The organism is Dactylosporangium sp. NPDC048998 (assembly GCF_043197855.1).
GTDB lineage: Bacteria > Actinomycetota > Actinomycetes > Mycobacteriales > Micromonosporaceae > Dactylosporangium.
This window is the reverse complement of sequence record NZ_JBICTV010000011.1, coordinates 191,209-214,516: the sequence shown is the minus strand read 5'-3', so window position 1 is coordinate 214,516 and position 23,308 is coordinate 191,209. Positions and strand designations below refer to the sequence as shown.

At 71.5% G+C, this 23,308-nt stretch carries 26 protein-coding genes and 1 pseudogene; 13 read left to right on the top strand and 14 right to left on the bottom strand.

Features of this window, described 5'->3' with window-relative positions; genetic code table 11:
• Nucleotides 1-7: 7 nt before the first annotated feature.
• The 6 genes from paaI to arfB all read right to left on the bottom strand — a co-directional run bounded on the left by paaI (nt 8) and on the right by arfB (nt 4,306).
• Nucleotides 8-433, bottom strand: a complete 426-nt coding sequence (paaI, locus tag ACGFI8_RS25715) for a hydroxyphenylacetyl-CoA thioesterase PaaI (RefSeq protein ID WP_392808632.1) — start codon at nt 431-433, stop codon at nt 8-10.
• Nucleotides 430-1,017: an NUDIX domain-containing protein gene (locus ACGFI8_RS25710; RefSeq protein WP_392808630.1), complete on the bottom strand. Its 588-nt coding sequence runs from the start codon at nt 1,015-1,017 to the stop codon at nt 430-432. The genes paaI and ACGFI8_RS25710 overlap by 4 nt, the downstream gene beginning before the upstream one ends.
• Entirely contained in the window at nt 1,014-2,720 is a 1,707-nt protein-coding gene (locus ACGFI8_RS25705; RefSeq protein WP_392808629.1) for a CTP synthase, read from the bottom strand. Before ACGFI8_RS25705 ends, ACGFI8_RS25710 begins: the two co-directional genes overlap by 4 nt.
• A gap of 141 nt (nt 2,721-2,861) precedes the next feature.
• A complete protein-coding gene (locus tag ACGFI8_RS25700; protein WP_392808628.1) occupies nt 2,862-3,527 on the bottom strand; it encodes an NAD-dependent epimerase/dehydratase family protein in 666 nt (221 codons plus the stop codon).
• A gap of 8 nt (nt 3,528-3,535) precedes the next feature.
• A complete protein-coding gene (locus ACGFI8_RS25695) occupies nt 3,536-3,844 on the bottom strand; it encodes a hypothetical protein (RefSeq protein WP_392808626.1) in 309 nt (102 codons plus the stop codon).
• Nucleotides 3,845-3,880: 36 nt separating this feature from the next.
• Nucleotides 3,881-4,306, bottom strand: coding sequence for an alternative ribosome rescue aminoacyl-tRNA hydrolase ArfB (arfB, locus tag ACGFI8_RS25690; protein ID WP_392808625.1), 426 nt, complete (start codon nt 4,304-4,306; stop codon nt 3,881-3,883).
• Between the two features lie 115 nt (nt 4,307-4,421).
• On the opposite strand from arfB, the gene ACGFI8_RS25685 reads away from it, so the two are divergent.
• Complete coding sequence (locus ACGFI8_RS25685) at nt 4,422-4,829, top strand: ATP-binding protein (protein ID WP_392808623.1); 408 nt, start codon at nt 4,422-4,424, stop codon at nt 4,827-4,829.
• 9 nt (nt 4,830-4,838) lie between these two features.
• Nucleotides 4,839-5,408, top strand: a complete 570-nt coding sequence (locus ACGFI8_RS25680; protein WP_392808621.1) for a GNAT family N-acetyltransferase — start codon at nt 4,839-4,841, stop codon at nt 5,406-5,408.
• On the opposite strand, the gene ACGFI8_RS25675 is transcribed toward ACGFI8_RS25680, so the two are convergent.
• A complete protein-coding gene (locus ACGFI8_RS25675) occupies nt 5,387-5,758 on the bottom strand; it encodes a YchJ family protein (RefSeq protein WP_392808619.1) in 372 nt (123 codons plus the stop codon). The genes ACGFI8_RS25680 and ACGFI8_RS25675 overlap by 22 nt on opposite strands.
• An 85-nt stretch (nt 5,759-5,843) precedes the next feature.
• Nucleotides 5,844-6,545: an RICIN domain-containing protein gene (locus ACGFI8_RS25670; protein WP_392808617.1), complete on the bottom strand. Its 702-nt coding sequence runs from the start codon at nt 6,543-6,545 to the stop codon at nt 5,844-5,846.
• Nucleotides 6,546-6,700: 155 nt separating this feature from the next.
• On the opposite strand from ACGFI8_RS25670, the gene ald reads away from it, so the two are divergent.
• From ald to ACGFI8_RS25640, 6 genes are all read left to right on the top strand, one after another.
• Nucleotides 6,701-7,816, top strand: a complete 1,116-nt coding sequence (gene ald / locus ACGFI8_RS25665) for an alanine dehydrogenase (RefSeq protein ID WP_392808615.1) — start codon at nt 6,701-6,703, stop codon at nt 7,814-7,816.
• A gap of 6 nt (nt 7,817-7,822) precedes the next feature.
• Nucleotides 7,823-8,788: a site-specific tyrosine recombinase XerD gene (locus ACGFI8_RS25660; RefSeq protein ID WP_392808613.1), complete on the top strand. Its 966-nt coding sequence runs from the start codon at nt 7,823-7,825 to the stop codon at nt 8,786-8,788.
• Nucleotides 8,789-8,841: 53 nt separating this feature from the next.
• Nucleotides 8,842-9,417, top strand: coding sequence for a TetR family transcriptional regulator (locus ACGFI8_RS25655; RefSeq protein WP_392808611.1), 576 nt, complete (start codon nt 8,842-8,844; stop codon nt 9,415-9,417).
• An 85-nt stretch (nt 9,418-9,502) separates the two neighbouring features.
• Nucleotides 9,503-10,294, top strand: a complete 792-nt coding sequence (locus tag ACGFI8_RS25650) for a hypothetical protein (RefSeq protein WP_392808609.1) — start codon at nt 9,503-9,505, stop codon at nt 10,292-10,294.
• Nucleotides 10,291-12,201, top strand: coding sequence for a hypothetical protein (locus ACGFI8_RS25645; protein ID WP_392808607.1), 1,911 nt, complete (start codon nt 10,291-10,293; stop codon nt 12,199-12,201). The genes ACGFI8_RS25650 and ACGFI8_RS25645 overlap by 4 nt, the downstream gene beginning before the upstream one ends.
• Nucleotides 12,198-12,554 carry a hypothetical protein gene (locus ACGFI8_RS25640; RefSeq protein ID WP_392808605.1) on the top strand — a complete coding sequence of 119 codons (357 nt, stop codon included), beginning with the start codon at nt 12,198-12,200 and terminating at the stop codon, nt 12,552-12,554. Before ACGFI8_RS25645 ends, ACGFI8_RS25640 begins: the two co-directional genes overlap by 4 nt.
• Before the next feature lie 87 nt (nt 12,555-12,641).
• Here the strand turns inward: ACGFI8_RS25640 and ACGFI8_RS25635 are convergent, their stop codons facing one another.
• From ACGFI8_RS25635 to ACGFI8_RS25620, 4 genes are all read right to left on the bottom strand, one after another.
• Nucleotides 12,642-12,875 carry a hypothetical protein gene (locus ACGFI8_RS25635; RefSeq protein ID WP_392808603.1) on the bottom strand — a complete coding sequence of 78 codons (234 nt, stop codon included), beginning with the start codon at nt 12,873-12,875 and terminating at the stop codon, nt 12,642-12,644.
• Between the two features lie 236 nt (nt 12,876-13,111).
• On the bottom strand, nt 13,112-14,293 hold the full coding sequence (locus tag ACGFI8_RS25630) for a hypothetical protein (RefSeq protein WP_392808601.1): 1,182 nt from the start codon (nt 14,291-14,293) through the stop codon (nt 13,112-13,114).
• Nucleotides 14,223-14,870 (bottom strand): SigE family RNA polymerase sigma factor, encoded by a 648-nt coding sequence (locus tag ACGFI8_RS25625; RefSeq protein WP_392808599.1) that lies wholly within the window; start codon nt 14,868-14,870, stop codon nt 14,223-14,225. Before ACGFI8_RS25625 ends, ACGFI8_RS25630 begins: the two co-directional genes overlap by 71 nt.
• A gap of 174 nt (nt 14,871-15,044) precedes the next feature.
• Nucleotides 15,045-16,352 (bottom strand): protein kinase, encoded by a 1,308-nt coding sequence (locus ACGFI8_RS25620; RefSeq protein WP_392808597.1) that lies wholly within the window; start codon nt 16,350-16,352, stop codon nt 15,045-15,047.
• 161 nt (nt 16,353-16,513) lie between these two features.
• On the opposite strand from ACGFI8_RS25620, the gene ACGFI8_RS25615 reads away from it, so the two are divergent.
• From ACGFI8_RS25615 to ACGFI8_RS25600, 4 genes and pseudogenes are all read left to right on the top strand, one after another.
• Nucleotides 16,514-17,449: a ParA family protein gene (locus tag ACGFI8_RS25615; RefSeq protein ID WP_350621314.1), complete on the top strand. Its 936-nt coding sequence runs from the start codon at nt 16,514-16,516 to the stop codon at nt 17,447-17,449.
• A gap of 33 nt (nt 17,450-17,482) precedes the next feature.
• Nucleotides 17,483-18,556 carry a segregation and condensation protein A gene (locus ACGFI8_RS25610; protein WP_392808594.1) on the top strand — a complete coding sequence of 358 codons (1,074 nt, stop codon included), beginning with the start codon at nt 17,483-17,485 and terminating at the stop codon, nt 18,554-18,556.
• Between the two features lie 578 nt (nt 18,557-19,134).
• A pseudogene (gene scpB / locus ACGFI8_RS25605) lies at nt 19,135-19,899 on the top strand (SMC-Scp complex subunit ScpB); the annotation flags it as partial.
• Entirely contained in the window at nt 19,886-20,695 is an 810-nt protein-coding gene (locus ACGFI8_RS25600) for a pseudouridine synthase (RefSeq protein WP_392808592.1), read from the top strand. The pseudogene scpB and the gene ACGFI8_RS25600, both read left to right, overlap by 14 nt.
• On the opposite strand, the gene ACGFI8_RS25595 is transcribed toward ACGFI8_RS25600, so the two are convergent.
• Complete coding sequence (locus tag ACGFI8_RS25595; protein WP_392808590.1) at nt 20,676-21,383, bottom strand: ABC transporter ATP-binding protein; 708 nt, start codon at nt 21,381-21,383, stop codon at nt 20,676-20,678. The genes ACGFI8_RS25600 and ACGFI8_RS25595 overlap by 20 nt on opposite strands.
• A 61-nt stretch (nt 21,384-21,444) precedes the next feature.
• On the opposite strand from ACGFI8_RS25595, the gene ACGFI8_RS25590 reads away from it, so the two are divergent.
• Entirely contained in the window at nt 21,445-22,431 is a 987-nt protein-coding gene (locus ACGFI8_RS25590) for a helix-turn-helix transcriptional regulator (RefSeq protein WP_392808589.1), read from the top strand.
• A 297-nt stretch (nt 22,432-22,728) separates the two neighbouring features.
• On the opposite strand, the gene ACGFI8_RS25585 is transcribed toward ACGFI8_RS25590, so the two are convergent.
• Nucleotides 22,729-23,289 (bottom strand): NADPH-dependent FMN reductase, encoded by a 561-nt coding sequence (locus ACGFI8_RS25585; protein WP_392808588.1) that lies wholly within the window; start codon nt 23,287-23,289, stop codon nt 22,729-22,731.
• Nucleotides 23,290-23,308 lie beyond the last annotated feature (19 nt).

Below are 23,308 nucleotides of genomic sequence, written 5' to 3'. Positions count from 1 at the left end.
GACCCGGTCAGGGGTTCAGGATCGAGGCGTCCAGGGTGCGTGAGCGGCCGCGGAACTCGGCCAGTACCGTGCCGTCGGCGCGGCGTACCGTGACGTCGTAGAGGCCCGAGCGGCCGCGGCGGGTGCGCTCCACCGCCGTGGCGGTCAGCTCGTCGCCGTCGCGCACCGGCTCCAGAAACGTCACGTCGGCGCCCGCGGCCACCGTGACGCGGCCGTAAGTGTTGCAGGCGAACGCGAACGCGGTGTCGGCGAGCAGGAAGACGTATCCGCCGTGGCCGATCGCGTGGCCGTTGAGCATCCGCTCGGTCACCGTCATGGTGGCCGTGGCCCGGCCGGGGCCCACGCCGTCGATCCCGATGCCCAGGGACCGCGACGCGGTGTCCTCGGCATAGAGCTTGGCGGCGCAGGCCTCGGCGAGCTCCTGCGGACTCACGTGGCGTCGGTGGCCGGGCGCAGCGTCGCCCAGTCACGGGCCCGCGACTGCGCGGCGCCGAGGACGCCGATGACACAGGCCGCGTTGGTGATCTCGCCGGACAGGGCCATCGTCACGGCCTGGTCGAGATCGATCCAGTGCAGCTCGAGGTCGGCCTCCTCGTGGGTGCGCTCGTGGCGCTCCTCCTGCGGTACCGGCGCGATCTCCCGGGCCAGGAACAGCCGGATGCGCTCGTTGGAGCAGCCCGGGCTGGTGTGGACCTCGGCCAGCAGGTCCCAGCGGGCCGCGACCAGGTCGGCCTCCTCGGCGAGCTCCCGGGCGGCGGCGCCGACCAGCGACTCGCCCGGCACGTCGATGAGGCCGGCGGGCAGCTCCCACAGGACCTGGCGGACCGCCGGGCGGTACTGCCGCACGAGCGCGACCCGCCCGTCCGCGTCCAGCGCCACGACCCCGACGGCGCCGACGTGCACCATGTAGTCGCGATCGACGACCTCGCCGCCGGGCATCTCGATGGCGTCGGTAACGATGGAGAACACCCGGTTGCGCAGCCGCTCGGTGTGCGAGCGCACGTCATAGGCCGTCATGCGTCGACCGTCTCCAGCTCGACCGGCAGGCGGTCGGCGGCGTTGTAGGCGACGGCGGCGCCGACGAACGCGGCGAAGAGCGGGTGGGCGCGGGTCGGGCGGCTCTTGAGCTCGGGGTGCGCCTGGGTGGCCACGAAGAACGGGTGCTGCTCGCGGTCGAGCTCGACGAACTCGACGAGCCGGCCGTCCGGCGACGTGCCCGAGATGTTCAGGCCGGCGCGGACCATCGCGTCGCGGTAGGCGTTGTTGACCTCGTAGCGGTGGCGGTGGCGCTCGGAGACCTCGGTCTCGCCGTAGGCGTCGGCGGTGAGCGAGCCCGGCACGAGCACGGCCGGGTAGGCGCCCAGCCGCATCGTGCCGCCCAGGTCGCCCTTGCCCGCGACGATGTCCTCCTGGTCGGCCATCGTGGCGATGACCGGGTCGGGGGCGTCGGCGTCGAACTCCAGCGAGTTGGCCCCGGCGATGCCGGCGACGTGGCGGAGCACCTCGATCGTCATGCACTGCAGGCCCAGGCACAGGCCGAGGGTGGGGATGCTGCGCTCGCGGGTGTACTGCGCCGCGCCGATCTTGCCCTCGATGCCCCGCACGCCGAAGCCGCCCGGGATCACCACGCCGTCGACGCCCGCGAGGGCCTGCGCCGCCCCGGCCGGGGTCGTGCAGGCGTCGCTGGGCACCCAGCGGATCTCGACCCGGGCCCGGTGCGCGAAGCCGGCGGCGCGCACGGCCTCGGTGACCGACAGGTAGGCGTCGGGCAGGTCGACGTACTTGCCGACGATCGCGACCGTGACCTTCTGCCGCGGGTGGTGCACCCGGTCGAGCAGGTCGTCCCACTTCTTCCACGCGACGTCGCGGAACGACAGGCCCAGGCGGCGCACGACGTAGGCGTCGAGGCCCTCCTCGTGCAGCACCCGCGGGATGTCGTAGATGGACGGGGCGTCGGGCGCGGACACAACGGCCTCGGCGTCGACGTCGCAGTACAGGGCCAGCTTGTTCTTGGTCTTGTCGGGGATCTCCCGGTCCGAGCGGCAGACCAGCGCGTCGGGCTGGATGCCGATGCTGCGCAGCGCGGCCACCGAGTGCTGGGTCGGCTTCGTCTTCAGCTCGCCGCTGGGCGCCAGGTAGGGCACCAGCGACACGTGCAGGAAGAAGCAGTTGTCCCGGCCGATGTCGTGACGCACCTGGCGGATCGCCTCCAGGAACGGCAGCGACTCGATGTCGCCGACCGTGCCGCCGACCTCGGTGATGACCACGTCGGGCGCCACGCCGTCGGCGTCGGGGGCGGACATCGCCCGGATCCGGGCCTTGATCTCGTTGGTGACGTGCGGGATCACCTGGACGGTGTCGCCGAGATACTCCCCGCGCCGCTCCTTGGCGATCACCGCCGAATAGATCTGGCCGGTCGTCACGTTGGCGTTGCGCGACAGGTCCTGGTCGAGGAACCGCTCGTAGTGCCCGATGTCGAGGTCGGTCTCGGCGCCGTCTTCGGTGACGAACACCTCACCGTGCTGGAACGGGTTCATCGTTCCGGGGTCGACGTTGAGGTAGGGGTCGAGCTTCTGCATGACGACCCGCAGTCCGCGGGCGCTGAGCAGGCTGCCCAGGCTCGAGCCGGTCAGGCCCTTGCCGAGTGAGGAGGCGACGCCCCCGGTGACGAAGATGTGCTTAGCCTGCCGGCTCGCACCGGTCCGTGCTGATGAGGACAAAGCCTGCTCCCGTGGGGTTCGTCACGCTGCCGAGTCAGCGATCCACGGGAGTCCAGCCTAACACCAGGTAAACGGCGGTGGAGAAGACACACCTGTGGTCACACGCGTCACACACCTCGGTGCGCGCCTGGCCCAGGACGGTCAGCTTGGGTAGTGGTTGACCTCAGCGGCGGCGATGTCGCGGGACGTCCACACCCGTCGCGGCGGGGTCGTGCGGGCGACCTCGAGCATGGCCCGGCCCAGCTGCGACGTGCTCGTCGCGATGCCCGGGACGAAGCGGACGAGCAGCCACGACAGCGGGCTGAGCGCGGTGTACATCACGTTGTAGAGGCGGACCTTCGAGCGGGCGCCGTGCTCGGGCCTGATGAAGCCGGGGCGGAACGCGTACACGCGCAGGTCCAGCGCGGCGACGGCGTCCTCGGTCTGGCCCTTGACCCGGGCCCACATCTGGCGGCCGTCCGTGTCCGTGCCGGCGCCCGAGACGTAGACGAACACCATGCCGGGCCGCTGCTCGGCCATCCGCCGGGCGGCGGCGAGGGTGAAGTCGTACGTGATGCGGCGGTAGTCGGCCTCGCTCATGCCGACCGAGCTCACGCCGAGGCAGAAGAAGCAGGCGTCGTACCCCGCGAAGTCCACGCCGGCGAAGTCGGTGAAGTCGCCGTGGCGGACCTCGCGCAGCTTCGGATGCGTCACGCCCGTCGGCGCGCGGGTCACGACCAGGACCTCGTCGACGTCGGCGGCCAGCAGGCACTCGCGCAGTGCGCCCTGGCCGACCATGCCGGTCGCCCCGAACACGATCACCTTCATGTCCGTCATTATGGCCGGATCGCCGACAGCGTGGCGTTCACCAGCGTCGTGTAGAGGTCCGAGTCGGTGAAGTCCGGGCCGGTCTCCTCGCCGATGTACACGTCGACGTGCCGCTTGCCGCCCAGGCCCGGGGTGAACTCGTCGACGATCGTCCAGGTCGGGGCCTTGAGCTTCGCGCACACCTCGGCCGCGACCTCGGCGGTGCCGCAGCGCAGGATGGTGAACCGGGTGCCGGCCCCGAGCACGTCGCCGTCGGCGGCGGCCGAGCTCCACGGCCGCAGTGGCCGGCCGGCGCTGTCGCGGGGCGCGGTGTCCATCCAGTAGCCGGTGTCGGATTTTGCACGAGATCGGGGCTATTCGCTGGGACGGCGGCGTTCCTGTTTGCGTAGCGCCGTGCGGCGCTTGTCCGTCAGGCGGCGCTCCACCGCCCCCTTCGACGGTTTCGTCCGCTTCCGCGGCCTCGGCGGCGGGGCGATCGCGAGGGCGATGGTCGCGGCCAGGCGCTCCTCGGCGGCCCGGCGGTTCTGCAGCTGCGAGCGGTGCTCCGAGACCACGACCGACAGCACCCCGTCGACCAGCCGGCTGGCCAGGCGCTCCAGCGCCCGGGCCTTGAGCGGCTCGGGCAGCGCGCCGGTCGCGGCCAGGTCGAAGCGCAGCTCGACCCGCGAGTCGGTGGTGTTGACGGACTGGCCGCCGGGGCCGCCGGAGCGGCTGAAGCGCCACGCCAGCTCCGTGCGCGGCAGGGCGATGTCGTCCGTCACCCGCAGGTCGTCATCCATCCGCCTAGCATGCGGGGCGCGGAATGCAATTTGCACCTCACGGGTGACTTGACGTCGGCTCGCCACCGGCTGGGGGTACTCTCAGCGAGGCGAGACGCAGCGGAAAGGTGACACCGTGGCTGAAGCCGTTCAGACGACGGCGCTGCTGGTCGAGCAGTTCGGCGTTGCGCAGATCACCACGGTGCGCCACGCCGTGAGCGAGGGCGCCTCGGCCGCCGGGCTGAGCGGGTCGCGGCTGGAGGACTTCGTCCTCGCCGTGAACGAGATCGTCACCAACGCCGTGCGGCACGCGGGCGGCGGGGGCACGCTGCGGCTGTGGGCGGCCGGTGGCGTTGTGGTGTGCGAGGTCACCGACCACGGCACCGGCATACCGCCCGAGCGGCTCAACGGCCAGGCGCTGCCGCCCAGCCACGCCATCAGCGGGCGCGGGCTGTGGCTGGCCCGGCACCTCGTCGACGACGTCACCGTGACCACCGGCGAGGCCGGCACAATTGTGCGGCTGAGCAGCGCGGTGCCGGACTAGCATCGTCGGGTGCTTCGACCCGAGTACCCCATCCTGACCGAGCGGCTCACGCTTCGCCCCTTCGCCGAGCGCGACCTCGACGACCTGCACGCCCTGACCGGCGACCCCGAGGTGGTCCGGTACCTCTACTGGGAGGTCCACACGCCCGAGGAGACCCGCGAGTCGCTACGCCGGCGCATGGCCCAGGACGCGATCACCGAGGAGGGCCAGTGGCTGGTGCTGGCCATGGACCTCGACAGGCGCGTGATCGGGCAGGTCGTGCTCAAGTGGGCCAGCCGGGTGCACCGGCAGGGCGAGCTCGGCTTCGTGATGCACCCGGCGTTCCAGGGCAAGGGCTACGCCCGCGAGGCGGCCGAGGCGATGCTCCGGCTGGGCTTCGAGGGCCTCGGCCTGCACCGCGTCTACGGCGCCTGCGACACCCGCAACGAGCCCTCGTGGCGGCTGCTGTCGCGGCTGGGCATGCGCCGCGAGGCGCACTTCGTCGAGGACGAGCTGTTCAAGGGCGAGTTCGGCGACCAGTACATCTACGCGATCCTCGACCGCGAGTGGCGCACCCGTCAGGAGACCTCGTCAAGGTAGCGCCAGGCGCCGTCGACCTTCACGAAGCGGCTGCGGTCGTGCATCGTGCCCGGGCGGCCGTCGGCGACGTACCGGGCGCGGAACTCCACGACCCCCTCGGTGTCGAACAGGCCGCCGCCCTCGCGGTCCAGGATGGTCAGCCCCTGCCAGTTCTGGCCCTCTTCGAGGGTGAGCGCCCGCGGCCGGGTCTTCTCGTGCCAGGTGCGCAGCAGAAACTTGCGGTCGCCCACCACGTACGCCGCGTAGCGGGCCCGCATGAGCAGCTCGGCGCTCGGCGGTTCGGCGCCGCGGTGGTACTTGCCGCAGCAGTCGTCGTACGGTTCGCCGAGTCCACACGGGCAGTTGTTCATGCTGAGCATTCTTCCCGATGCGCCTGCGGTGACACCCCGCGGACCCGCGCTCGGCGCCTGACGCCCGCGGCGCGACGCGCTAGCCTTACAGCTGCTGGAACTGCCAGCGCTGGTTGGTCGAGCCGTCGCAGTCCCACTGCCGGGCCACGGCACCGGGCGCCGGGTTGCCGGAGTCGATGCCGATGCAGCGGCCGCTGTTGAGGCTCACGAGGCGGTATCCGTCGCCGTCGCGGACCGGCCGCCACAGCTGGTTGGCCCCGCCGTGGCAGTCCCAGATGACGAGTTCTGCGCCGTTGTCCTTCGACGCGCCGTTGACGTCCAGGCAGCGGTTGTCGGCGGCGTTGATGAACTCGAACGTGTCCTGGCTGCCGTTCATCGCCTGAGGTACCCACAGCATGGTCCGGTTGTTGCCGTCGCAGGGCTGCTGGGAGGCGTTGCCGCCGTCGCCCGGGTTGGCCTGCAGGCACAGGCCGGAGTGGTCGGGGCGCATCAGGGTGGGCTTCGCGGCCAGCAGGGCCGCCTTCGGCGGGGTCGGCGACAGGGTGGGCGACGGCGGGGGCGGAGCCGAGGACGGCGCGTCCGACGGGGCCGGCTGTGACGGAGCGTCGCTGCGCTGCTCGGCCTGCTCGGCGGCGCTGGTGCCGTTCGGCGAGTCCGACATGAAGGCCTGCACGCCGAAGACGATGCCGGCGACGAGCGCCAGCACCAGGAAGCCGGACGCGGCGAGCAGCACCTTGTCGGGCTTCGGTGCGGGCGGCGTGGGCCGCGGCCCGCCGTAGACGGTCATGGCCGCACAGCATAGATCAGCGCCTCGGGCGACACTGTGTCAATCCGTCCACGGAGGAGTTCACACTGTGCAGCCCGCGCGCGCTGCTCACGGGCCATAAACTCCCGCGTATACACACAGCGTAACGGTGCGCTGAGTGGAGGAGGGGTCCCAACGTGAAGGTCGCAATTCCGCGCGAGGTCAAGAACCACGAGTACCGCGTGGCGATCACACCCGCAGGCGTCCACGAGCTCGCCGCGAACGGGCACGAGGTCTTCGTCGAGACCGGCGCCGGCGAGGGATCGTCGATCACCGACCAGGAGTTCCGCGAGGCCGGCGCCGCCATCCTGCCGACCGCCGACGACACCTGGGCCGAGGGCGACCTGGTGCTGAAGGTCAAGGAGCCCGTCGCCGAGGAGTACGACCGCATGCGCCCCGGGCAGGTCCTCTTCACCTACCTGCACCTGGCCGCGTCCCGCGACTGCACCCAGGCACTCGTCGACCGCAAGGTCACCGGCATCGCCTACGAGACCGTGGAGCTGCCCGACCGGTCGCTGCCGCTGCTCGCCCCGATGTCCGAGGTCGCCGGGCGGCTGGCCCCGCAGGTCGGCGCGTACCACCTGATGCGGGCCGGCGGCGGGCGCGGCGTGCTGCTGGGCGGCGTGTCCGGCGTGTACGCGTCGAAGGTCGTCGTCATCGGCGCCGGCGTCTCCGGGCTCAACGCGGCCGCGATCGCGCTGGGCATGCAGGCCGAGGTGCTGCTGCTGGACAAGAACATCTCCCGGCTGCGCGGCGCGGACGCGATCTACCAGGGGCACCTGCAGACGGTCGCGTCCAACGGCTACGAGATCGAGCGGGCCGTGCTCGACGCCGACCTCGTCATCGGCGCCGTGCTGGTGCCGGGCGCGAAGGCGCCGAAGCTCATCAGCAACGACCTGGTCAAGCGCATGAAGCCGGGCAGCGTGCTGGTCGACATCTCCATCGACCAGGGTGGCTGCTTCGAGGACTCGCGCCCGACCACGCACGCCGAGCCGACCTACCGGGTGCACGACTCGATCTTCTACTGCGTGGCGAACATGCCCGGTGCCGTGCCGCACACCAGCACGTACGCGCTGACCAACGTGACCCTGCCCTACGCGCTGGAGCTGGCCAACCGCGGCTGGCGCGACGCCCTGCGCCGCGACCCGGCGCTCGCGCTCGGGCTCAACACGCACGACGGCCAGGTCACCTACGGCCCAGTCGCGGACGCGCACGGGATGAGCCACGTTGCCCTGGAAGACGTCCTGGCATAGAACTCCATGGTGGACGTCGACGGCGGGAGTTCGGGCGCGCAGCTGCGCCGCGTCGTCGACGCCTACCTGGACCACCTGACCGTCGAGCGCGCCCTCGCGGCGAACACGCTCGCCTCGTACCGCCGCGACCTCGAACGCTACGTCGAGTGGCTGGTCGCGGCCGGGATCGACCGCCTGTCCGACGTGGCCGCGCGCGACATCGCCGGCCACGTCGCGGCGCTGCGCACGGCCGGCGGCGACGGCCCGCCGCTGTCGGCCTCCTCGGCCGCCCGCGCCGCCAGCGCCGTGCGCGGCCTGCACCGCTTCGCGCTGCTGGAGGGGCTGGTGCCGACCGACCCGTCGCGCGAGGTGAAGCCGCCGTCGCTGCCCAAGCGGCTGCCCAAGGCGCTCGACGTCGACCAGGTGTCGCGGCTGCTCGCCGTGTCGCTGCAGGCCGCCGGGCCGCTGGACCTGCGCGACGCGGCACTGCTGGAGTTTCTCTACGGCACCGGCGCCCGCATCTCCGAGGCGGTCGGCATCGTCGTCGACGACCTCGACCTCGACGCCCGGCCCGGCATGGCTGTGCTGCGCGGCAAGGGCGGCAAGACCCGGCTGGTGCCGATGGGCAACTACGCGCGCACGGCCCTGGACTCCTACCTGGTCCGCGGCCGCCCGTCGCTGGCCGCCAACGGCACCGGCGTGCCCACCGTGTTCCTCAACGCCCGCGGGGGCGCGCTGTCGCGGCAGAGCGCCTGGACGATCCTGCGCAAGGCCGCGCACCGGGCCGGCCTGGCGGTCGACGGGCCGGCCGGCGTCTCGCCGCACACGCTGCGGCACTCCTTCGCCACGCACCTGCTCGACGGCGGCGCCGACATCCGGGTCGTGCAGGAGCTGCTCGGGCACGCCTCGGTGACCACGACGCAGGTGTACACCCTGGTCACGGTCGACCGGCTGCGCGAGGTCTACGCGACGGCACACCCGCGGGCCCGCTGACCTGCCCCCCACCGCGCGGGGTCGTCAACGAGTGTTGGCCTACAGTTGTGGGCATGTCCTCCGAGGCGCCGCGGCGCTCCGACGCCACCCGGGCCGCCATCCTGCGCGCGGCGCGGGCGAGGTTTGCGCAGGACGGCTACCAGCGGGCGACGATCCGGGCGATCGCCGCCGACGCCGCGATCGACCCGTCGATGGTCATGCGGTACTACGGCAACAAGGCCCAGCTCTTCGCCGCCGCCGTCGACGTCGACCTGCGGATGCCCGACCTCGCCGGCCTGCCGCCCGAGCGGCTCGGCGCCGAGTTGGTGCGGCACTTCCTGCACCGCTGGGAGGAGGACCCGGGCGGCGACGTGCTGCTGACCCTGCTGCGTTCGGCCGCCACCGACGAGACCGCCGCCGAGCGGGTGCGCGGCATCTTCCGCGAACAGATCCTGCCGATCGTGGTGCGGATGGCCGGCGGCGACGAGCCGGAGGCGCAGCGGCGCGCGGGGCTGCTCGCCACCCAGATGCTCGGCCTGGCCATGTGCCGGCACATCCTGCGCATCCCACCGGTCGCCGCCATGACGGCCGAGACGCTGGTCGACCATGTGGGGCCCACGGTGCAGCGATATCTCACCGGCGAGCGCTGACCGGCCCGCCGGAATCCTCGGATCAACACCAGGGATCGGCCGAATGTCCGGTGAAGTCCGGTTTCCGGTTCGCTACAAGTGAGGCATGACCGCACCCCCATCCCCGGAACCACCGGAACCGCAGCGGCGCATCCTTGTCGCGGTTGACGTCGAGCGGTACTCGCGGCGGGAGAACCTGCAGCAGTACCACATCCAGCACGACTTCCGCGGGGCGCTCGCGGACGCGTGCGACCGGCTGGGGCTGCGCCGCGGCGACTGGCTGACCCAGGCCAGCGGCGACGGCGAGCTGGCCGTCCTGCCGGCCGGCACGTCCGAGCCGCGGGTGGTCGCGCGCCTCGCCGCCACCCTCGACACGCTGCTGCGCGAGCGCAACCGGGACCTCGCCGCCGAGCTGCGGCTGCGGCTGCGGGTCGCGGTGCACGTCGGGCTGGTCCACGTCGACGGCGCCAACGGCTTCCCGGGCTCGGCCGCCGTGACCGTCTGCCGGCTCGTGGACGCCGCGCCGCTCAAGCTCGCGCTCGCCGCGTTCCCGGCGGCCGGCACGGCGCTGATCGTGTCCGAGCAGGTGTACGACGACGTCGTCGCGCAGCGGTACGAGGACCTGCGGCCGGAGGGGTACACCCGGATCCGCGTCGAGCTGCCCGACAAGGACTTCGACGCGGCCGCCTGGATCACCGTCCCGGGCGAGGCGGCGGCGGACGTCTCGCGGGTCGTGCCGGACTTCCTGTTCGAGCCGGCCGCCCCGATCCCGCCGGCCCCGCCGGCGCCGGCGCGGCCCGGCAGCAGCTTCAACTTCGGCAACCTGACCACGAACGGGCCGGCCGCGTTCGGCGACAACAGCCGCGCCGTCTCCACCTGGCCGCAGGCGCCCCGATGAGCCTGACGACGACCGTTCCACCTGGCGGCCTGACCCCGGACAGCCCGACCACCGGCGCGATCCCGCCGCCGCCGTTCGCGCACCCGGTGGTGATCGCGCGGCCGCCGATGAACGACACCACCCGCCGGCTGTGCGCCGCGGCCTACCTCGACGACGAGTACGCGTACAAGGTCATCGAGGAGACCACCGGCGACGACCAGCGGGCCGTGCCGCCGTCCCTCGGCTTCGACATCGAGCCCGTCATCCGCCACTCCTTCCGGGCCCGCGGGATGCTGCTGGCGCGCGACGGCATCCTGTGCGCGATCCTGCTGGCCGCCTTCGTGCTGCTGCCGTTCGTCACGATCGGCTGGCTGTGCTTCGCCTGGGGCGTGCGCCGCATCCGGCTCGTGCGCCGGCTGCGCCGTGCGGTGCTGTCCGGGCAGGTCACCGGCGCGCTGGCGGCCCGGATCGGCTCGCTGCGCACCACCGGCGCCTGGGCGGCGGTCCTCCTCTCCGCCGTGCTGTACGCCTGCGGCTTCGCCTACTCGCCGCTGCTGCTCCTGCTGGGCCTCGGGCCGAGCCAGCAGGAGCAGGAGCTGTCGCCGTACTACGGGCAGGAGCCCGGCGCGCTCACGACGCTGACGCAGCGGCTGGGCCTGGCGTTCGACACCTCGCTCTTCCTGCTGATCCTCGCGCTGCCGCTGCTCTTCGCGCTGGTGACCGTCGGCTACGCGCTGATGGCCCGGGTCCGCACCCTCCGGACGCTGACCCACGTCCTCGCCCCGGGTGTGAATGTGTTGTTGCCGGGGCTGCCCAGCGCCCGGGTCGAGAACCGCGTCGGGTGGCTGGCCGCCGCCCAGCGCGGCAACGTCTCGCTGCACTCGGAGCGGCCGTTCATGGGCGCCGGGGACACCACGATGGTGTGGTCCATGGCGGTACTGCTGCAGGGCCAAGCGGTGCGCGCGGGCGCCGGCCGCCACGACGGCACCGAGCGCTTCGGCCGCGACGGCACCTTCGACCCCCGGTCCGTCTCCGCCCTGCCGCTGCAGCACTCGATCCGCGAGGCGGTGCTGCGCCTGCAGGATCCCGCGCTGCCGGCGCACCAGCGGGTGCCCGGCGTATACGTCATGGACCGGATCATCGCCGACGGCGAGCGCTACCAGGGCGATCCGCTCATCGACCAGCGCAGCCGCACCGCGCTGCAGATGGCCTCGCCGGACGCGGTGGCGGCGATCGTCGAGCAGCCGCAGGGCGGGGTGCGCCACTACCTGCACGTCCTCGTCGGCGTCGAGGGCCGCGAGGTGCGCATGCGCGACGGGCGCGTGGTCGTGCCGCCGCAGTCGCAGGACATCATCGTCTCCGCGCACGTTCACGTCGCGGTCGAGGGCGGCAAGCTCTACGTCGAGTTCATCGGCACCGTCCTGCCCCCGATCCGCAGCGAGTTCAAGGTCGTCGACCGGCTGCGCCCCGACCTCGGCCACCTGATCCGCCGCGCCCTGCCCGGCCTCATGTCGGACTGGATGAACTCGATGGACGCGCCCCGCCGGCTGCTGCGCTCGCTGCGCCAGATGATCTTGATCAACTACCGGGCCCGGCAGGCACACGAGGAGGCGCAGGAGTTCAAGTCGTACGAGCACGGCGCCCGGCTCTGCGTCCGCGAGCTCGCCGCCGAGTCGCAGGGCCGGACCTTTCTGCAGGACCTCGACGCCACCAAGTACCTCAAGCTCGTGGAGAAGACCGTCCTGGCGACGGTGCTCGACCACCTCGAGCGGGCCGGGGTGGACACCTCGGAGTACCGGATGCAGATGAACCACATCCAGAACTTCTCGAACACCTACAACAGCCCCACCTTCAACGGGCCGGCCGCGTTCGGCGCCGGCGCGCTGGCGCAGTCGGTGGGCGCACAACAGGCAGGAGTCTCGGTATGACCTCGGCGAGCGGCGGCGACTCGTTCACCTTCAACAACGTCGTGACCAACGGCCCGGCCGCGTTCGGCGCAGGCGCGACGGCCATCTCGGGCGCGCCGAGCGCCCAGTGGCTGGTGGAGCTGCACAGCATCCTGGGAGATTTCCACCGGCAGTGGCCGGCGACCGCGGCGACGGCCGAGCCGGCGCAGGTGGCGCGGGTGCAGGAGGCGTTGACCGCGGTCGACGAGCAGCTGCAGCGGGCGCCGGTCGACCGGGCGGCGCTGAAGGACCGGCTGTCGAGGTTCTCGGCCGTGGTGGCGACGGTGGCCGGCCTGGCCGCCGTCGCGGACCGCATCCGCGACTGGATCAGCTGACCGGGGAGCTGGGGAGACGGACCGTTTGCGGCGGCGCGTCGCCCGCGGTGCCGGGTGGCGGTGCGGGCGACGCGCTGCCAGGCGGGACTACTTGTGGCGGTTGTACATGCGCGGGGCCTTGGGGCTGCCCCCCTTGCCGACGCCTCCCCGGCCGCCGTGGCCGCCCGAACCGGGGGGCAGCGAGCGGTTGGCCTGGGCGCGCCGGAGGGCCTCGAGCGGGTTGGCCGGCGCGCTCTCCTCGGCGGCCTCGGCGGCCTCCGCCGCCTCCGCGGCCTTCTCGGCGTCGTGCGCGGACTCGTCTGAACTGTTTACGGCAGGCATGTGAGCGTCTCCTTCGCGGGACGTGCTGGCTGCATACAGAAGAGGGCTGCTGCCGCGCGGGACGCGAAGCGGGGATTGATGAACCCACAACGGGGGCCGGCCTGCTGCGCCGGATCGGCGGTCAGCGGCGGGCGCGCGCGGCGTCGGTGGGCTCAGAAACGCATGCGGAAACGGTACAGCACCCCGGCCCCTCGCGCACGCGAGTTTCCGCCGGGGTGCTGTCGACGTCGTGCCGTTTAGGGGAACACCTTGACCGCGGGTGGCCAGTCCGCCATGTTGTCCGCGTTCTGCGGCCTGATGCCCAGCGTGATCTGCGTGACCTGCGCGGTCGTCTTGAGGCCGTTGAGCTCGGCCTTGACGTACGTGGTGCCATCGCCGAGCACCCGCTGGCACTGGACGCCGGACGTGCAGTCGAGCTTGTCGACCATCCTGGGCCCGGCATTGGTACGGCCGAACGACAGCGTCAGCGTCGGGAAGCCCTGCAGGTCGATCGGCTGGGTCAGGGGCAGCGTCGGCAGCCCCGGCGACAGGCGGGCGGCCGACACCACCTGGTTGCCGGTGCCCATGTCGGTGCCGTAGCTCACCGACAGCAGCTGGAAGCCGTGCGGTACGAACGAGGGAAGGAAACCGACGGGGAACTGCTTCGTGGCCGACGGCCTGAGCCCGTCGGCGATCGCGGCGAGCTCCTCTTTGGTAGGCAGGCTCTCCCACGATGACCAGTAGATGACCGCCCAGGCGTTCTTCGCGTACTGCCACGCCAGAGACGGTATCTGCGCCTGCATCTTCTGCAGCCGGGCCCGGTCGGGGGGCGACGGCGTCGGTTGGCCCGAGCCGCCGGCGTTGCGCAGCAGCCCGAAGCCCGTGCGCACCTCGACCTTCTCCGCGGACTTGAGGAACTCGGTCGGGTCGAAGGCACCGGGGCGGTACACCACCAGGATCCCGCCGCGTAGCAGCCCCGGCATTCGCGACAGGCCCGCCGCCGGCACGGTCGTGGCCGGCAACGGCGGCGACGACAAAGGTTCGGCCGACAGGTCGATCCCGGCGTCGATCGAGGACTGCTGGTACGCCATGGTCACCAGGTCGGGGTCGCTCACCAGGTAGGAACCGGCCGCGTAGCCGTTGTACGTGGTCACGAACGGCTCAGCGTCGGCGAACGCCGTCGGGGCCGGCGACACCGCGTTGGGCAGGGTGCTCGGGTCGACCGCGGGTGTCAGCGCCGCCGGCGTGCCGGCGATGACCAGCGCGGCGGTGACGGCCGCGACCGCCGCCGCGGCGCTCCCGCCGACCGAGGACAGCAGGGTGAGCCGCCGGCGGCGGGCGAGGTGGCGGCCCGCGGCGGTGATGTCGTCAACGCTGAGCCGTGGTGGCGGCGCGCCGTCCCGGACCGACGTCAGCAGTGTGCGCAGATCCTGTTCCATACCCTTCCCTCCCATCCTGGTCGTGGCCGAGGCCGATCCCGATGGCGCCACCCGCTGTAGCGCCGCCTGCAATGTCGTCCGTGACCCGAAGCTCCTCCGCGCCGAGGAGCGCCCGGAGCGCGGCGAGCCCCCTGGCGGTCTGACTCTTGATCGTGCCCGGCTGGCGGCCGAGCACCTCGGCGGTCTCCTCAACGCTCAGTCCCTCGTAGTACCGCAGCACCAACACGGCGCGCTGGCCAGGTGCCATGCGGGCGAGCGCGGCGCGGATCCGGAGCCGCTCGTCGACCTGGTCGGCGTGGTCGGGCCCGGGCAGTTCGGGCAGCGCGTACCCGGCCGAGCGCTCCCGGCGGCGCCACGGTCGCCGGCTCTCGTCGACCAGCGCGTGCACGATCGCCCGCCGCACGTACGCCAGCGGCGTGTCCACCTTGTTCCAGCGCACGTACAGCTTGGCCAGGGACGCGGCGACCGCGTCCTCGGCGGTGTGCCAGTCCCCGCACGTCAGGTAGGCGAGCGAGCGCAGACCGTCGAATCGCGCGGTGACGAATTCGCGGAAGTGCGCCTCGTCGTCTTGATTCACCCGTCCGGGCTCCCTTCGTCGCGGGTAGACGGAACCACCCGGGGAAGGGTTGCACACGGTTGCGGATTCTTTTTCCGGTGAACGCGGTCTATGTCCCGATTGATGGGTAAATGCCCAGCAAAGTCGGTACGCACGGACGACACGGACGCCGCCATGCGTGGTTCGTCATGGTTGCTATGCCGCGGCCGCGCCGGTGGCTTCCGGTGACGCCGGTGTCGGGGGCGGGGCGTCCGTCGTCGGCGTCGCCGGAGGCTTGCTCGTCGCCGGGGGAGCGGAGGACGCCGGCTGGCTGTCCGGCGCCGGGGAGCTAGGGGCCGCGGTCTCCGTACCGGTGCTGGCGCTCGCCGAGCCGCCGGGCGTCGGGGCGTGCGAAGCGGCCGGGGCGCCAGGCCCACGGCCCGACGTCGGGGCGACCACCGAGGCCGAGACGGTCGGGTGGGCACCGCCGGAATCGGACGGGCCGATGAACTTGCGGTTCAGCGCGACCACCGCCAGGACGACGCCGGTGACGAGCGCGACCAGCGCCACGCCGGCGACCACCGGGACCCACACCGGGCGCCCGGCCGGCTCGCCGTCTGCCGCGTCGCCGTGGTCGGGCGTCGTGACGGCGGTCGGTGCGGAGGTGCGCACCAGCGGTACGGCATCCGGCTCTTCCAGCGTGCCGCTCTGCGCGGCGCGGGCCGCGGCGGCCATTGCGGCGGCGGTGGGGAAGCGGTCCTTCGGATCCTTGGCCATGGCCCGCTCGACCAGCGCGCGCATGGCGGGCGGCAGCGTCTCCGGCAGCGGCGCGGGCTCGTCCTGCAGATGCTTGATGGCGATCTCGAGCGGCGAGTTGCCGGTGAACGGCGGGGCGCCGGTGAGGCAGTGGTACGCCACGACGCCGAGCGCGTAGATGTCCGTCGACGGCGAGATGGGATTGCCGGAGGCCTGCTCGGGCGACATGTACAGCGCGGTGCCGATGACGGCGTTGACCTTCGTGACCGAGGTGACGGACTGGGAGCGGGCCACGCCGAAGTCGACCAGGGTGACCGCGCCGTCCTCGGAGACGAGCAGGTTGCCGGGCTTGACGTCGCGGTGGATGATCCCCTTCTCGTGGGCGGCGTGCAGCGCGTCGGCCGCCTGGGCCACGATGTCGAGGGTCTCGTCGACCGGCAGCGAGCCCGCGGCCTTGATCCGCTCGCCGAGCGAGCGGCCGTCGACGAAGGCCATGACCAGGAACAGCGTGCCCTCGGGGGTCTCGCCGTAGTCGTAGACGCCGACGACGCCGGGGTGCCCGATCGAGGCCATGATGAGCGCCTCGGAACGGAACCGGCTGCCGAACTCGGCGTTGGCCACGTGGCCCGGCAGCAGCACCTTCACGGCCACGGTGCGGCCGAGCGTCTTGTCGGTGGCCCGGAACACCTGCCCCATGCCGCCGCTGGCGACGAACTCCTCGAGGCGGTACCGGTCGCCGAGCACGTCCCCTGGTCCTAACACGTGCATGACCGTACCCAACGATGAGCTTCGCGACACGCCGGGCGCGCAGTGCGATATGTACCCTGCAGTGACGTACAGTCGGTCAACGGCTGACTCGTTCCCCCCGCAGGCCGACGCCGATTCGGTCCTGGGTGGAGACAATGCCGCCGGGAGGGGCGAAGACAGCGATGACAGGCATGGGCGACCAGGCGGAGTCGTGGACCACCACGATGCGCGCCGAGCAGGCCTCGCTTGACCTCGGTGCGGAGCTCGGGCCGGCGGACCCGACCGCGTACACAATGCGCAAGCCGATCCCCGAGCCGATGCCGATGGACCGGCACGGCCCGGCGCGGATCATCGCCATGGCCAACCAGAAGGGCGGCGTCGGCAAGACGACGTCGACCATCAACCTCGGCGCGGCGCTCGCGGAGTACGGGCGGCGAGTGCTCCTCGTCGACTTCGACCCGCAGGGCGCGCTCTCGGTCGGCCTCGGCGTCAACCCCCACAACCTCGATCTCACGATCTACAACATCCTGATGGACTCCGACGTGACGGTCGAGGACATCAGGATCAAGACGGACATCGCCGGGCTGCACCTGCTGCCGGCCAACATCGACCTGTCCGCCGCCGAGATTCAGCTGGTCACCGAGGTCGCGCGCGAGATGGCCCTGGCCCGGGTGCTGCGCCCGGTGCTCAAGGAATACGACTTCATCCTGATCGACTGCCAGCCCTCGCTCGGCCTGCTCGCGATCAACGCCCTTACTGTCGCACACGGCGTCATGATCCCGCTGGAATGTGAGTTCTTTTCACTTCGCGGTGTCGCGCTGCTGCTCGATACGATCGACAAGGTGCGCGAGCGGCTCAACTTCGACCTGGAGCTCGAGGGCATCCTGGCCACGATGTACGACAGCCGCACCACGCACTGCCGCCAGGTGCTGCAGCGGGTCGTGGAGGCGTTCGGTGACAAGGTGTACCAGACCGTGATCACCAAGACGGTCAAGTTCCCGGAGTCGACCGTCGCCGGGGCGCCCATCACCACCCTCGACCCGGCCTCCTCCGGTGCGCGCAACTACCGGCAGCTGGCGCGCGAGGTGATCGCGCAGCAGGCCGAGCGGCGCCTGTAAGGGTTTTCGCTGTTCGTGCGCTAGGTTCTTCGCGTGACTGAGCCGGATTTGGACTCGGCGTCCGCGCCCCCGCCGTCCTCGGACGACGCTGGGCCGCTGGATCCTGCGCCGGTTCCCGCGTCCGGGCCAGCCTCCTCGGACATCCCGGCTTCTTCGGAGTCCGCTCCGGCCACGTCCGGTTTTCAGGTCAAGCTCGCCAACTTCACCGGCCCGTTCGACCTGCTGCTGCAGCTCATCGGCAAGCACAAGCTCGACGTCACCGAGGTCGCGCTGCACACGGTGACGGACGATTTCATCGCGTACATCAGGGCGATGGGCGACGACTGGGATCTCGACGAGGCCTCGGAGTTCCTGGTCGTGGCGGCGACGCTGCTCGACCTCAAGGCCGCGCGGCTGCTGCCCTCGGCGACCGTCGAGAACGAGGAGGACCTCGCGCTGCTCGAGGCGCGGGACCTGCTCTTCGCGCGGCTGCTGCAGTACAAGGCGTTCAAGGAGGCCGCCGCCCACATCGCCGGCCTCGAGGCGGTCGGGTCGCGGCGCTACCCGCGGTCGGTCGCCCTCGAGCCTCGCTACGCTGAGGCGCTGCCCGACCTGGTCCTCGGCGTCGGCCCGCAGCGGCTGCTGAAGCTGGCGCTGAAGGCGTTCACCCCGAAGGCGCCGCCGGTCGTGTCGATCGCGCACATCCACATGGTGCGGGTCAGCGTGCGCGAGCACGCGAACATCATGCGCGACCGCCTGATGGAACAGCGCGTTGCGACGTTCACCGACCTGTGCATCGACTGCGAGTCGACACTGGAGGTGGTTGCCCGCTTCCTCGCCCTCCTGGAGTTGTACCGCGAGAATCTGATCAGCTTCGAGCAGGTGCAGGCGCTGGGCGAGCTGGTCGTGCGCTGGACGGCCGCCGAGGACGCGGACATGAGCATCGAGGTCGAGGAGTACGAAGGGTCGCCGGCTCCGGCGGCCGGCCCCACTCCTGCCGCCGCCGACGGTCCTTCTGATGCGGCGGATTCTTCCGACTTGGTGGATTCCGCGGGATCGTTGGATGCTTCGGGTCCGTCGGTGGGCGGGGACGCTGGGGTGGACGTGGACAACGAGGTGGACGAGTGAACCAGGACGACAAGCCGACGGGGTCGCTAGCCGACCAGGCCGCGAACTGGATTCCACCGTGGGCCCGCCCGAAGCCGGAACCGCAGCCGCAGTCCTTCCCCGAGTTGCAGTGGCAGTCCGACCCCGAGGATGCTGGCTCCCCGGATTCCGCTGATTCGCCGGACTCCCAGGGTTCCTCGGCTTCCCCTGAGTCCCCGGCTTCCCCTGAGTCCCCGGCTTCCCCTGAGTCCCCGGCTTCCCCTGAGTCCCCGGCTTCCCCGGACGCCTCTGATCCGCCGGCCGACTCGTCGGAAGCCGCCGCGTCGGAGTCTTCGTCTTCGTCTTCGGTTTCGTCGTCAGAGCCTGAGCCGGTCTCTGAGCCCGAGCTTGCGTCGGTTTCCGAGTCTGAGCCCGAGACCGTCGTTGAGCCCGAGCCGGTCGCTGAGGTTGGGCCCGAGTCGGTTGTCGAGCCTGAGCCGGTTTTCGAGCCGGAGTCTCAGTCTGTCGCCGAGTCGGTTGTCGAGCCTGAGCCCGTCGTCGAGCCCGAGTCTTCTTTCGCCGAGTCGCTCGGCGAGCCTGAGGCTGCTGTCGGGGCTGAGCCCGCAGTTGAGCCTGAGGCCGCTGCCCCGTTCGAGCCTGTCGTCGAACCCGATCTTGCCTCGCCGTCCGAGCCTGTTGTCGAGCCCGGGTCTTCCGTTGTCGAACCCGATGCTGTCGCGGAGCCGGAGTCTCTCGTTGAGGCTGAGGGTGCGCCGGGTGTCGGGGTGGACACGAAGGGTGAGGAGGAGGCTCCGGCCGAGGCTGTTCGGGCGGAGATGACGGACAGTGAGCTTCGCGGTGCGGTGGAGGCGATCCTGCTGGTCGTCGACGAGCCGACCAGCGAGGTGGCGCTCGCCCAGGTGCTCGAACAGCCGGTCGATCGGGTGCTGGCGGCGCTGGAGGCGGCGTCCCGGCAGTATACCGCGATGGGTTTTGGTTTTGATCTTCGCCGGGTGGCGGGGGGCTGGCGGCTCTACACCCGGCCGGAATATGCCGCATATGTGGAGAAGTTCGTCCTCGACGGCCAGCAGATCCGCCTCACCCAGGCCGCACTGGAGACACTCGCCGTAGTCGCCTATAAGCAGCCGGTCACCCGGTCGCGCATCTCGGCCATCCGCGGTGTGAACTGTGACGGCGTAGTCCGTACGCTGGTTACGAGGGGTCTGATCGAGGAGACCGGGAGTGAGCCCGAGAGCGGCGCATTCCTGTACCGGACGACCACGCTGTTCCTGGAGAAACTCGGCCTGGACAGCGTCGATCAGCTACCGCCGCTCGCCCCGTTCCTTCCCGACGACATAGATGAGATCGCCGATGCCCAGCGTTGACCCGTCCGTTGAGTCCGAGCTCGTGGAGTTCGAGGGTTCCGCCTTCGACGCGCCGCCGGACGCCGAGCCGCCGCGCCACGAGGAGCGGCTGCAGAAGATCCTGGCCGCGGCCGGCTTGGGCTCGCGGCGCACGTGCGAGCGCATGATCGACGAGGGCCGCGTCGCCGTCAACGGCAAAGAGGCCACGCTCGGCGACAAGGCGGACGCGATACGTGACGCGATCCACGTTGACGGCCAGCGACTGGTGACGGACACGCGGATGGTGTACCTGGCGCTGAACAAGCCGCGCGGCGTCGTCTCGACAATGGACGACGAGAAGGGTCGCGACGCGATCGCCGACTTCCTGCCGAACATCACCGCGCGCGTGTTCCACGTCGGCCGGCTCGACCAGGACAGCGAGGGCCTGCTGCTGCTCACCAACGACGGGGGTTTGGCGCACAAGCTGATGCACCCGTCGTATGAGGTCGCCAAGACATACCAGGTGGAGATCCCCGGCCCGGTCCCGCGCGCGATGGGCCGGGAGCTGAAGGCCGGCGTCACGCTCGAGGACGGCCCGGTGAAGGTCGACTCGTTCCGGGTCGTGGACGCGTACGGCAAGGTCGCCCTCGTCGAGGTCATCCTGCACGAGGGCCGCAACCACATCGTGCGCCGCATGTTCGACGCGGTTGGCTTCCCGGTGCAGCGGCTGATCCGCACCCAGATCGGCCCGATCCGCCTCGGCGACCTGCGCCCGGGCCGCACCCGGCACCTGTCGCAGGCCGAGGTGGGCGCCCTGTTCAAGGCGGTCGGCGAGTAGCCGGCCCCGCCGCCGAGGCGGTGGCGCACCACCAACGGCCGCCTTGCCCGAGTTCAGCGCCGTCGTGTCCGCACCCGGCGGGTCGTGTCCGCACCCGGCGCTGGGTCGTCAGCACGATCGTCATGCCGAGCTCGGCGCGCATGCGGGCGATGTGCGACCACAGGTTCGCCCGGTTCTGCGGGTCCAGGCCGGTCGACGGCTCGTCGAGGAACAGCAGCTCGGGGGCGTGCACCAGGCCGATCGCCACGTCGAGGCGGCGACGCTGGCCGCCCGAGAGGTCGGTGACCCTGCGCTTGCCCAGGTCGGCGAGGTCGAGCGCCTCGAGCAGCTCGTCCGCGCGGCGGCGGGCGGTCTTGCGGTCCAGACCATAGATCCGTCCCTGTACCCGCAGCTCGTCGCCGACCCGCTGGGTGTGCGCGGCGCCGTTGCCCTGCCCGACGTATCCGATGCGGCGGCGCACCCGGGCGGGCTCGCGCACCACGTCGTGGCCGGCGACCGTGGCGGTGCCGGCCGTCGGGGCGATCAGCGTCGTCAGCATCCGCATCGTCGTGGTCTTGCCGGCCCCGTTCGGGCCGAGCACGGCGACCAGCTCGCCCGGCTCGACGTCCAGGCTGATGCCGCGTACCGCGTGGACCGTCGTCTTCCGGCCGGTGGCGAAGTCCTTCGTCAATCCTCGCGTTCGAATCATGCGACGAGCCTGGCAAGGGATGCGGACAGCTCCTGTCCTGTTCGCCGGCGATACTGAACGCATGCTCGAAACCTCGGCCCGGCTGCTCGCCCTCCTGTCGCTGCTGCAGGCCCGCCGCGACTGGCCGGGTCGCACGCTCGCCGACCGGCTCGAGGTCAGCCCGCGCACGGTCCGTCGCGACGTCGACCGCCTGCGTGAGCTCGGCTACCCGGTGCAGGCGACCCGCGGCCCCGACGGCGGATACCGGCTCGACGCCGGCTCGGAGCTCCCGCCCCTGCTGTTCGACGACGACCAGGCCGTCGCTGTCGCCGTGGCACTGCAGACCGCGACGATGACCGTCCAGGGCGTCGAGGAGGCCGCGCTGCGCGCGCTGGCCACCGTCCGTCAGGTGATGCCGGCCCGGCTACGCCATCGCGTCGACGCGCTGCGGGTGACCCGGGTAGTCAAGAACACCTGGCGCGAGGCCGACATCGACGCGGAGCACCTGCTCGCGATCGGCACCGCGGTCCGCGCGCGCGAGGTGCTGCGGTTCGACTACTCCGGGCGACGCGAGATGGCTGAGGGTGCCGATCAGGACCGGCCGCCACGCCGCACCGAGCCCCACCACCTCGTCACGTGGGGTGGCCGGTGGTACCTCGTGGGCTGGGACCTCGATCGCAAGGATTGGCGCACCTACCGTGTTGATCGCATGACGCCGCGCTCACCGAACGGGCCGAGGTTCGCCCCGCGGCCGCTGCCCGCGCCGGACGTCGCCGCGTTCATCGCGGAGCGATTCGAGCGTCACGATGTGTTGCCCTGCCGGGGGACGGCGATCCTGAACGCGCCGGCCGCAGCGGTGAACGATTGGCTGCGCGGCCAGGGGGTCGTGGAGGACTTCGGGCCGGACCGGTGCCGGGTCACGGCCGGTTCGTGGTCGTGGACCGGCCTCGCCGCGTGGTTCGGCATGTTCGACGTCGACTTCGAGCTGGTCGGGCCGCCCGAACTGCGCGCCGCGGCCGCCGGGCTCGCCGGCAGGTTCGCCAAGGCGGTGGACTCGGCGCCATCCTGATATTGCTATCCGTGATTCAGGATGGTCGAGCGTAGCGGGATGGGCGACGTGCAGGGGGCGTCGCCGTGGGTAACGCGCTGGGAGCATCGCCGGATGGGTGATGCGGTCAAGCCGTCACCGGATGGGCGACGTATTGGGGGCGTCGCTGGATGGGAGTCCGCGCCGGCGAGATCGGCGCCGGTAATCGAGCGTGTCGGGTGCGGGGGTGCAACGGTGGGCTTGGACGTACCGATGAAGGAAAAAGGCCGGCCGGAACCCTCCCTCGGAACTCCGGCCGGCCAGGAATGAGCGGAGCGATCAGCCCTTGCGGACCGTAGCGAGAGCCTTACCCCAAGCCACCGTCTGGTCGAGAACGGTGGTCAGCGTGGCCTCGTGCTGCGGGCCGGGCTTGAAGACGCTGTAGTTCTCGAAGTCCGAGAACAGCGACAGTGCGACCTGGGCGCGCACGTCGGCGATCTGCAACTCGGCGGCGATGAGCCGCAGGTGCTCGACCGCGCGCGTGCCGCCCGCCGAGCCGTAGCTGACGAAGCCCGCCGCCTTGTTGTTCCACTCGGCGTAGAGGAAGTCGATCGCGTTCTTGAGTGCACCGCTCGTCGAGTGGTTGTACTCCGGCGTCACGAAGATGTACGCGTCGAACTCGGCGATCTTGGCCGACCACTGCTTGGTGTGCTCGTTCGCGTACTGGCCCATCGACGGCGGGGCAGCCTCGTCCAGGTGCGGCAGGTTGTAGTCGAGCAGGTCGACCAGCTCGAACTCCGCGTCCCCGCGCCGGCTCGCGATGTCGTAGACCCACTTGGCCACGGCCTCGCCGTTCCGGCCCGGACGGGTGCTGCCGAGGATGATTCCGACCTTGATCATTTCTGGCTTCCTCTTCCTG

Bases quoted from the DNA above. Each gene is read 5' to 3' on its own strand.
- ACGFI8_RS25585 (WP_392808588.1), bottom strand. From the start codon at position 23,289: ATGATCAAGGTCGGAATCATCCTCGGCAGCACCCGTCCGGGCCGGAAC.
- ACGFI8_RS25675 (WP_392808619.1), bottom strand. From the start codon at position 5,758: ATGAACAACTGCCCGTGTGGACTCGGCGAACCGTACGACGACTGCTGC.
- ACGFI8_RS25620 (WP_392808597.1), bottom strand. From the start codon at position 16,352: ATGCACGTGTTAGGACCAGGGGACGTGCTCGGCGACCGGTACCGCCTC.
- ACGFI8_RS25590 (WP_392808589.1), top strand. From the start codon at position 21,445: ATGCTCGAAACCTCGGCCCGGCTGCTCGCCCTCCTGTCGCTGCTGCAG.
- ACGFI8_RS25615 (WP_350621314.1), top strand. From the start codon at position 16,514: ATGACAGGCATGGGCGACCAGGCGGAGTCGTGGACCACCACGATGCGC.
- ACGFI8_RS25635 (WP_392808603.1), bottom strand. From the start codon at position 12,875: ATGCCTGCCGTAAACAGTTCAGACGAGTCCGCGCACGACGCCGAGAAG.
- ACGFI8_RS25655 (WP_392808611.1), top strand. From the start codon at position 8,842: ATGTCCTCCGAGGCGCCGCGGCGCTCCGACGCCACCCGGGCCGCCATC.
- ACGFI8_RS25670 (WP_392808617.1), bottom strand. From the start codon at position 6,545: ATGACCGTCTACGGCGGGCCGCGGCCCACGCCGCCCGCACCGAAGCCC.
- ACGFI8_RS25660 (WP_392808613.1), top strand. From the start codon at position 7,823: ATGGTGGACGTCGACGGCGGGAGTTCGGGCGCGCAGCTGCGCCGCGTC.
- ACGFI8_RS25600 (WP_392808592.1), top strand. From the start codon at position 19,886: ATGCCCAGCGTTGACCCGTCCGTTGAGTCCGAGCTCGTGGAGTTCGAG.
- arfB (WP_392808625.1), bottom strand. From the start codon at position 4,306: ATGGATGACGACCTGCGGGTGACGGACGACATCGCCCTGCCGCGCACG.
- ACGFI8_RS25650 (WP_392808609.1), top strand. From the start codon at position 9,503: ATGACCGCACCCCCATCCCCGGAACCACCGGAACCGCAGCGGCGCATC.
- ACGFI8_RS25700 (WP_392808628.1), bottom strand. From the start codon at position 3,527: ATGAAGGTGATCGTGTTCGGGGCGACCGGCATGGTCGGCCAGGGCGCA.
- ACGFI8_RS25710 (WP_392808630.1), bottom strand. From the start codon at position 1,017: ATGACGGCCTATGACGTGCGCTCGCACACCGAGCGGCTGCGCAACCGG.
- ACGFI8_RS25695 (WP_392808626.1), bottom strand. From the start codon at position 3,844: ATGGACACCGCGCCCCGCGACAGCGCCGGCCGGCCACTGCGGCCGTGG.
- ACGFI8_RS25645 (WP_392808607.1), top strand. From the start codon at position 10,291: ATGAGCCTGACGACGACCGTTCCACCTGGCGGCCTGACCCCGGACAGC.
- ACGFI8_RS25595 (WP_392808590.1), bottom strand. From the start codon at position 21,383: ATGATTCGAACGCGAGGATTGACGAAGGACTTCGCCACCGGCCGGAAG.
- ACGFI8_RS25630 (WP_392808601.1), bottom strand. From the start codon at position 14,293: ATGGAACAGGATCTGCGCACACTGCTGACGTCGGTCCGGGACGGCGCG.
- ACGFI8_RS25640 (WP_392808605.1), top strand. From the start codon at position 12,198: ATGACCTCGGCGAGCGGCGGCGACTCGTTCACCTTCAACAACGTCGTG.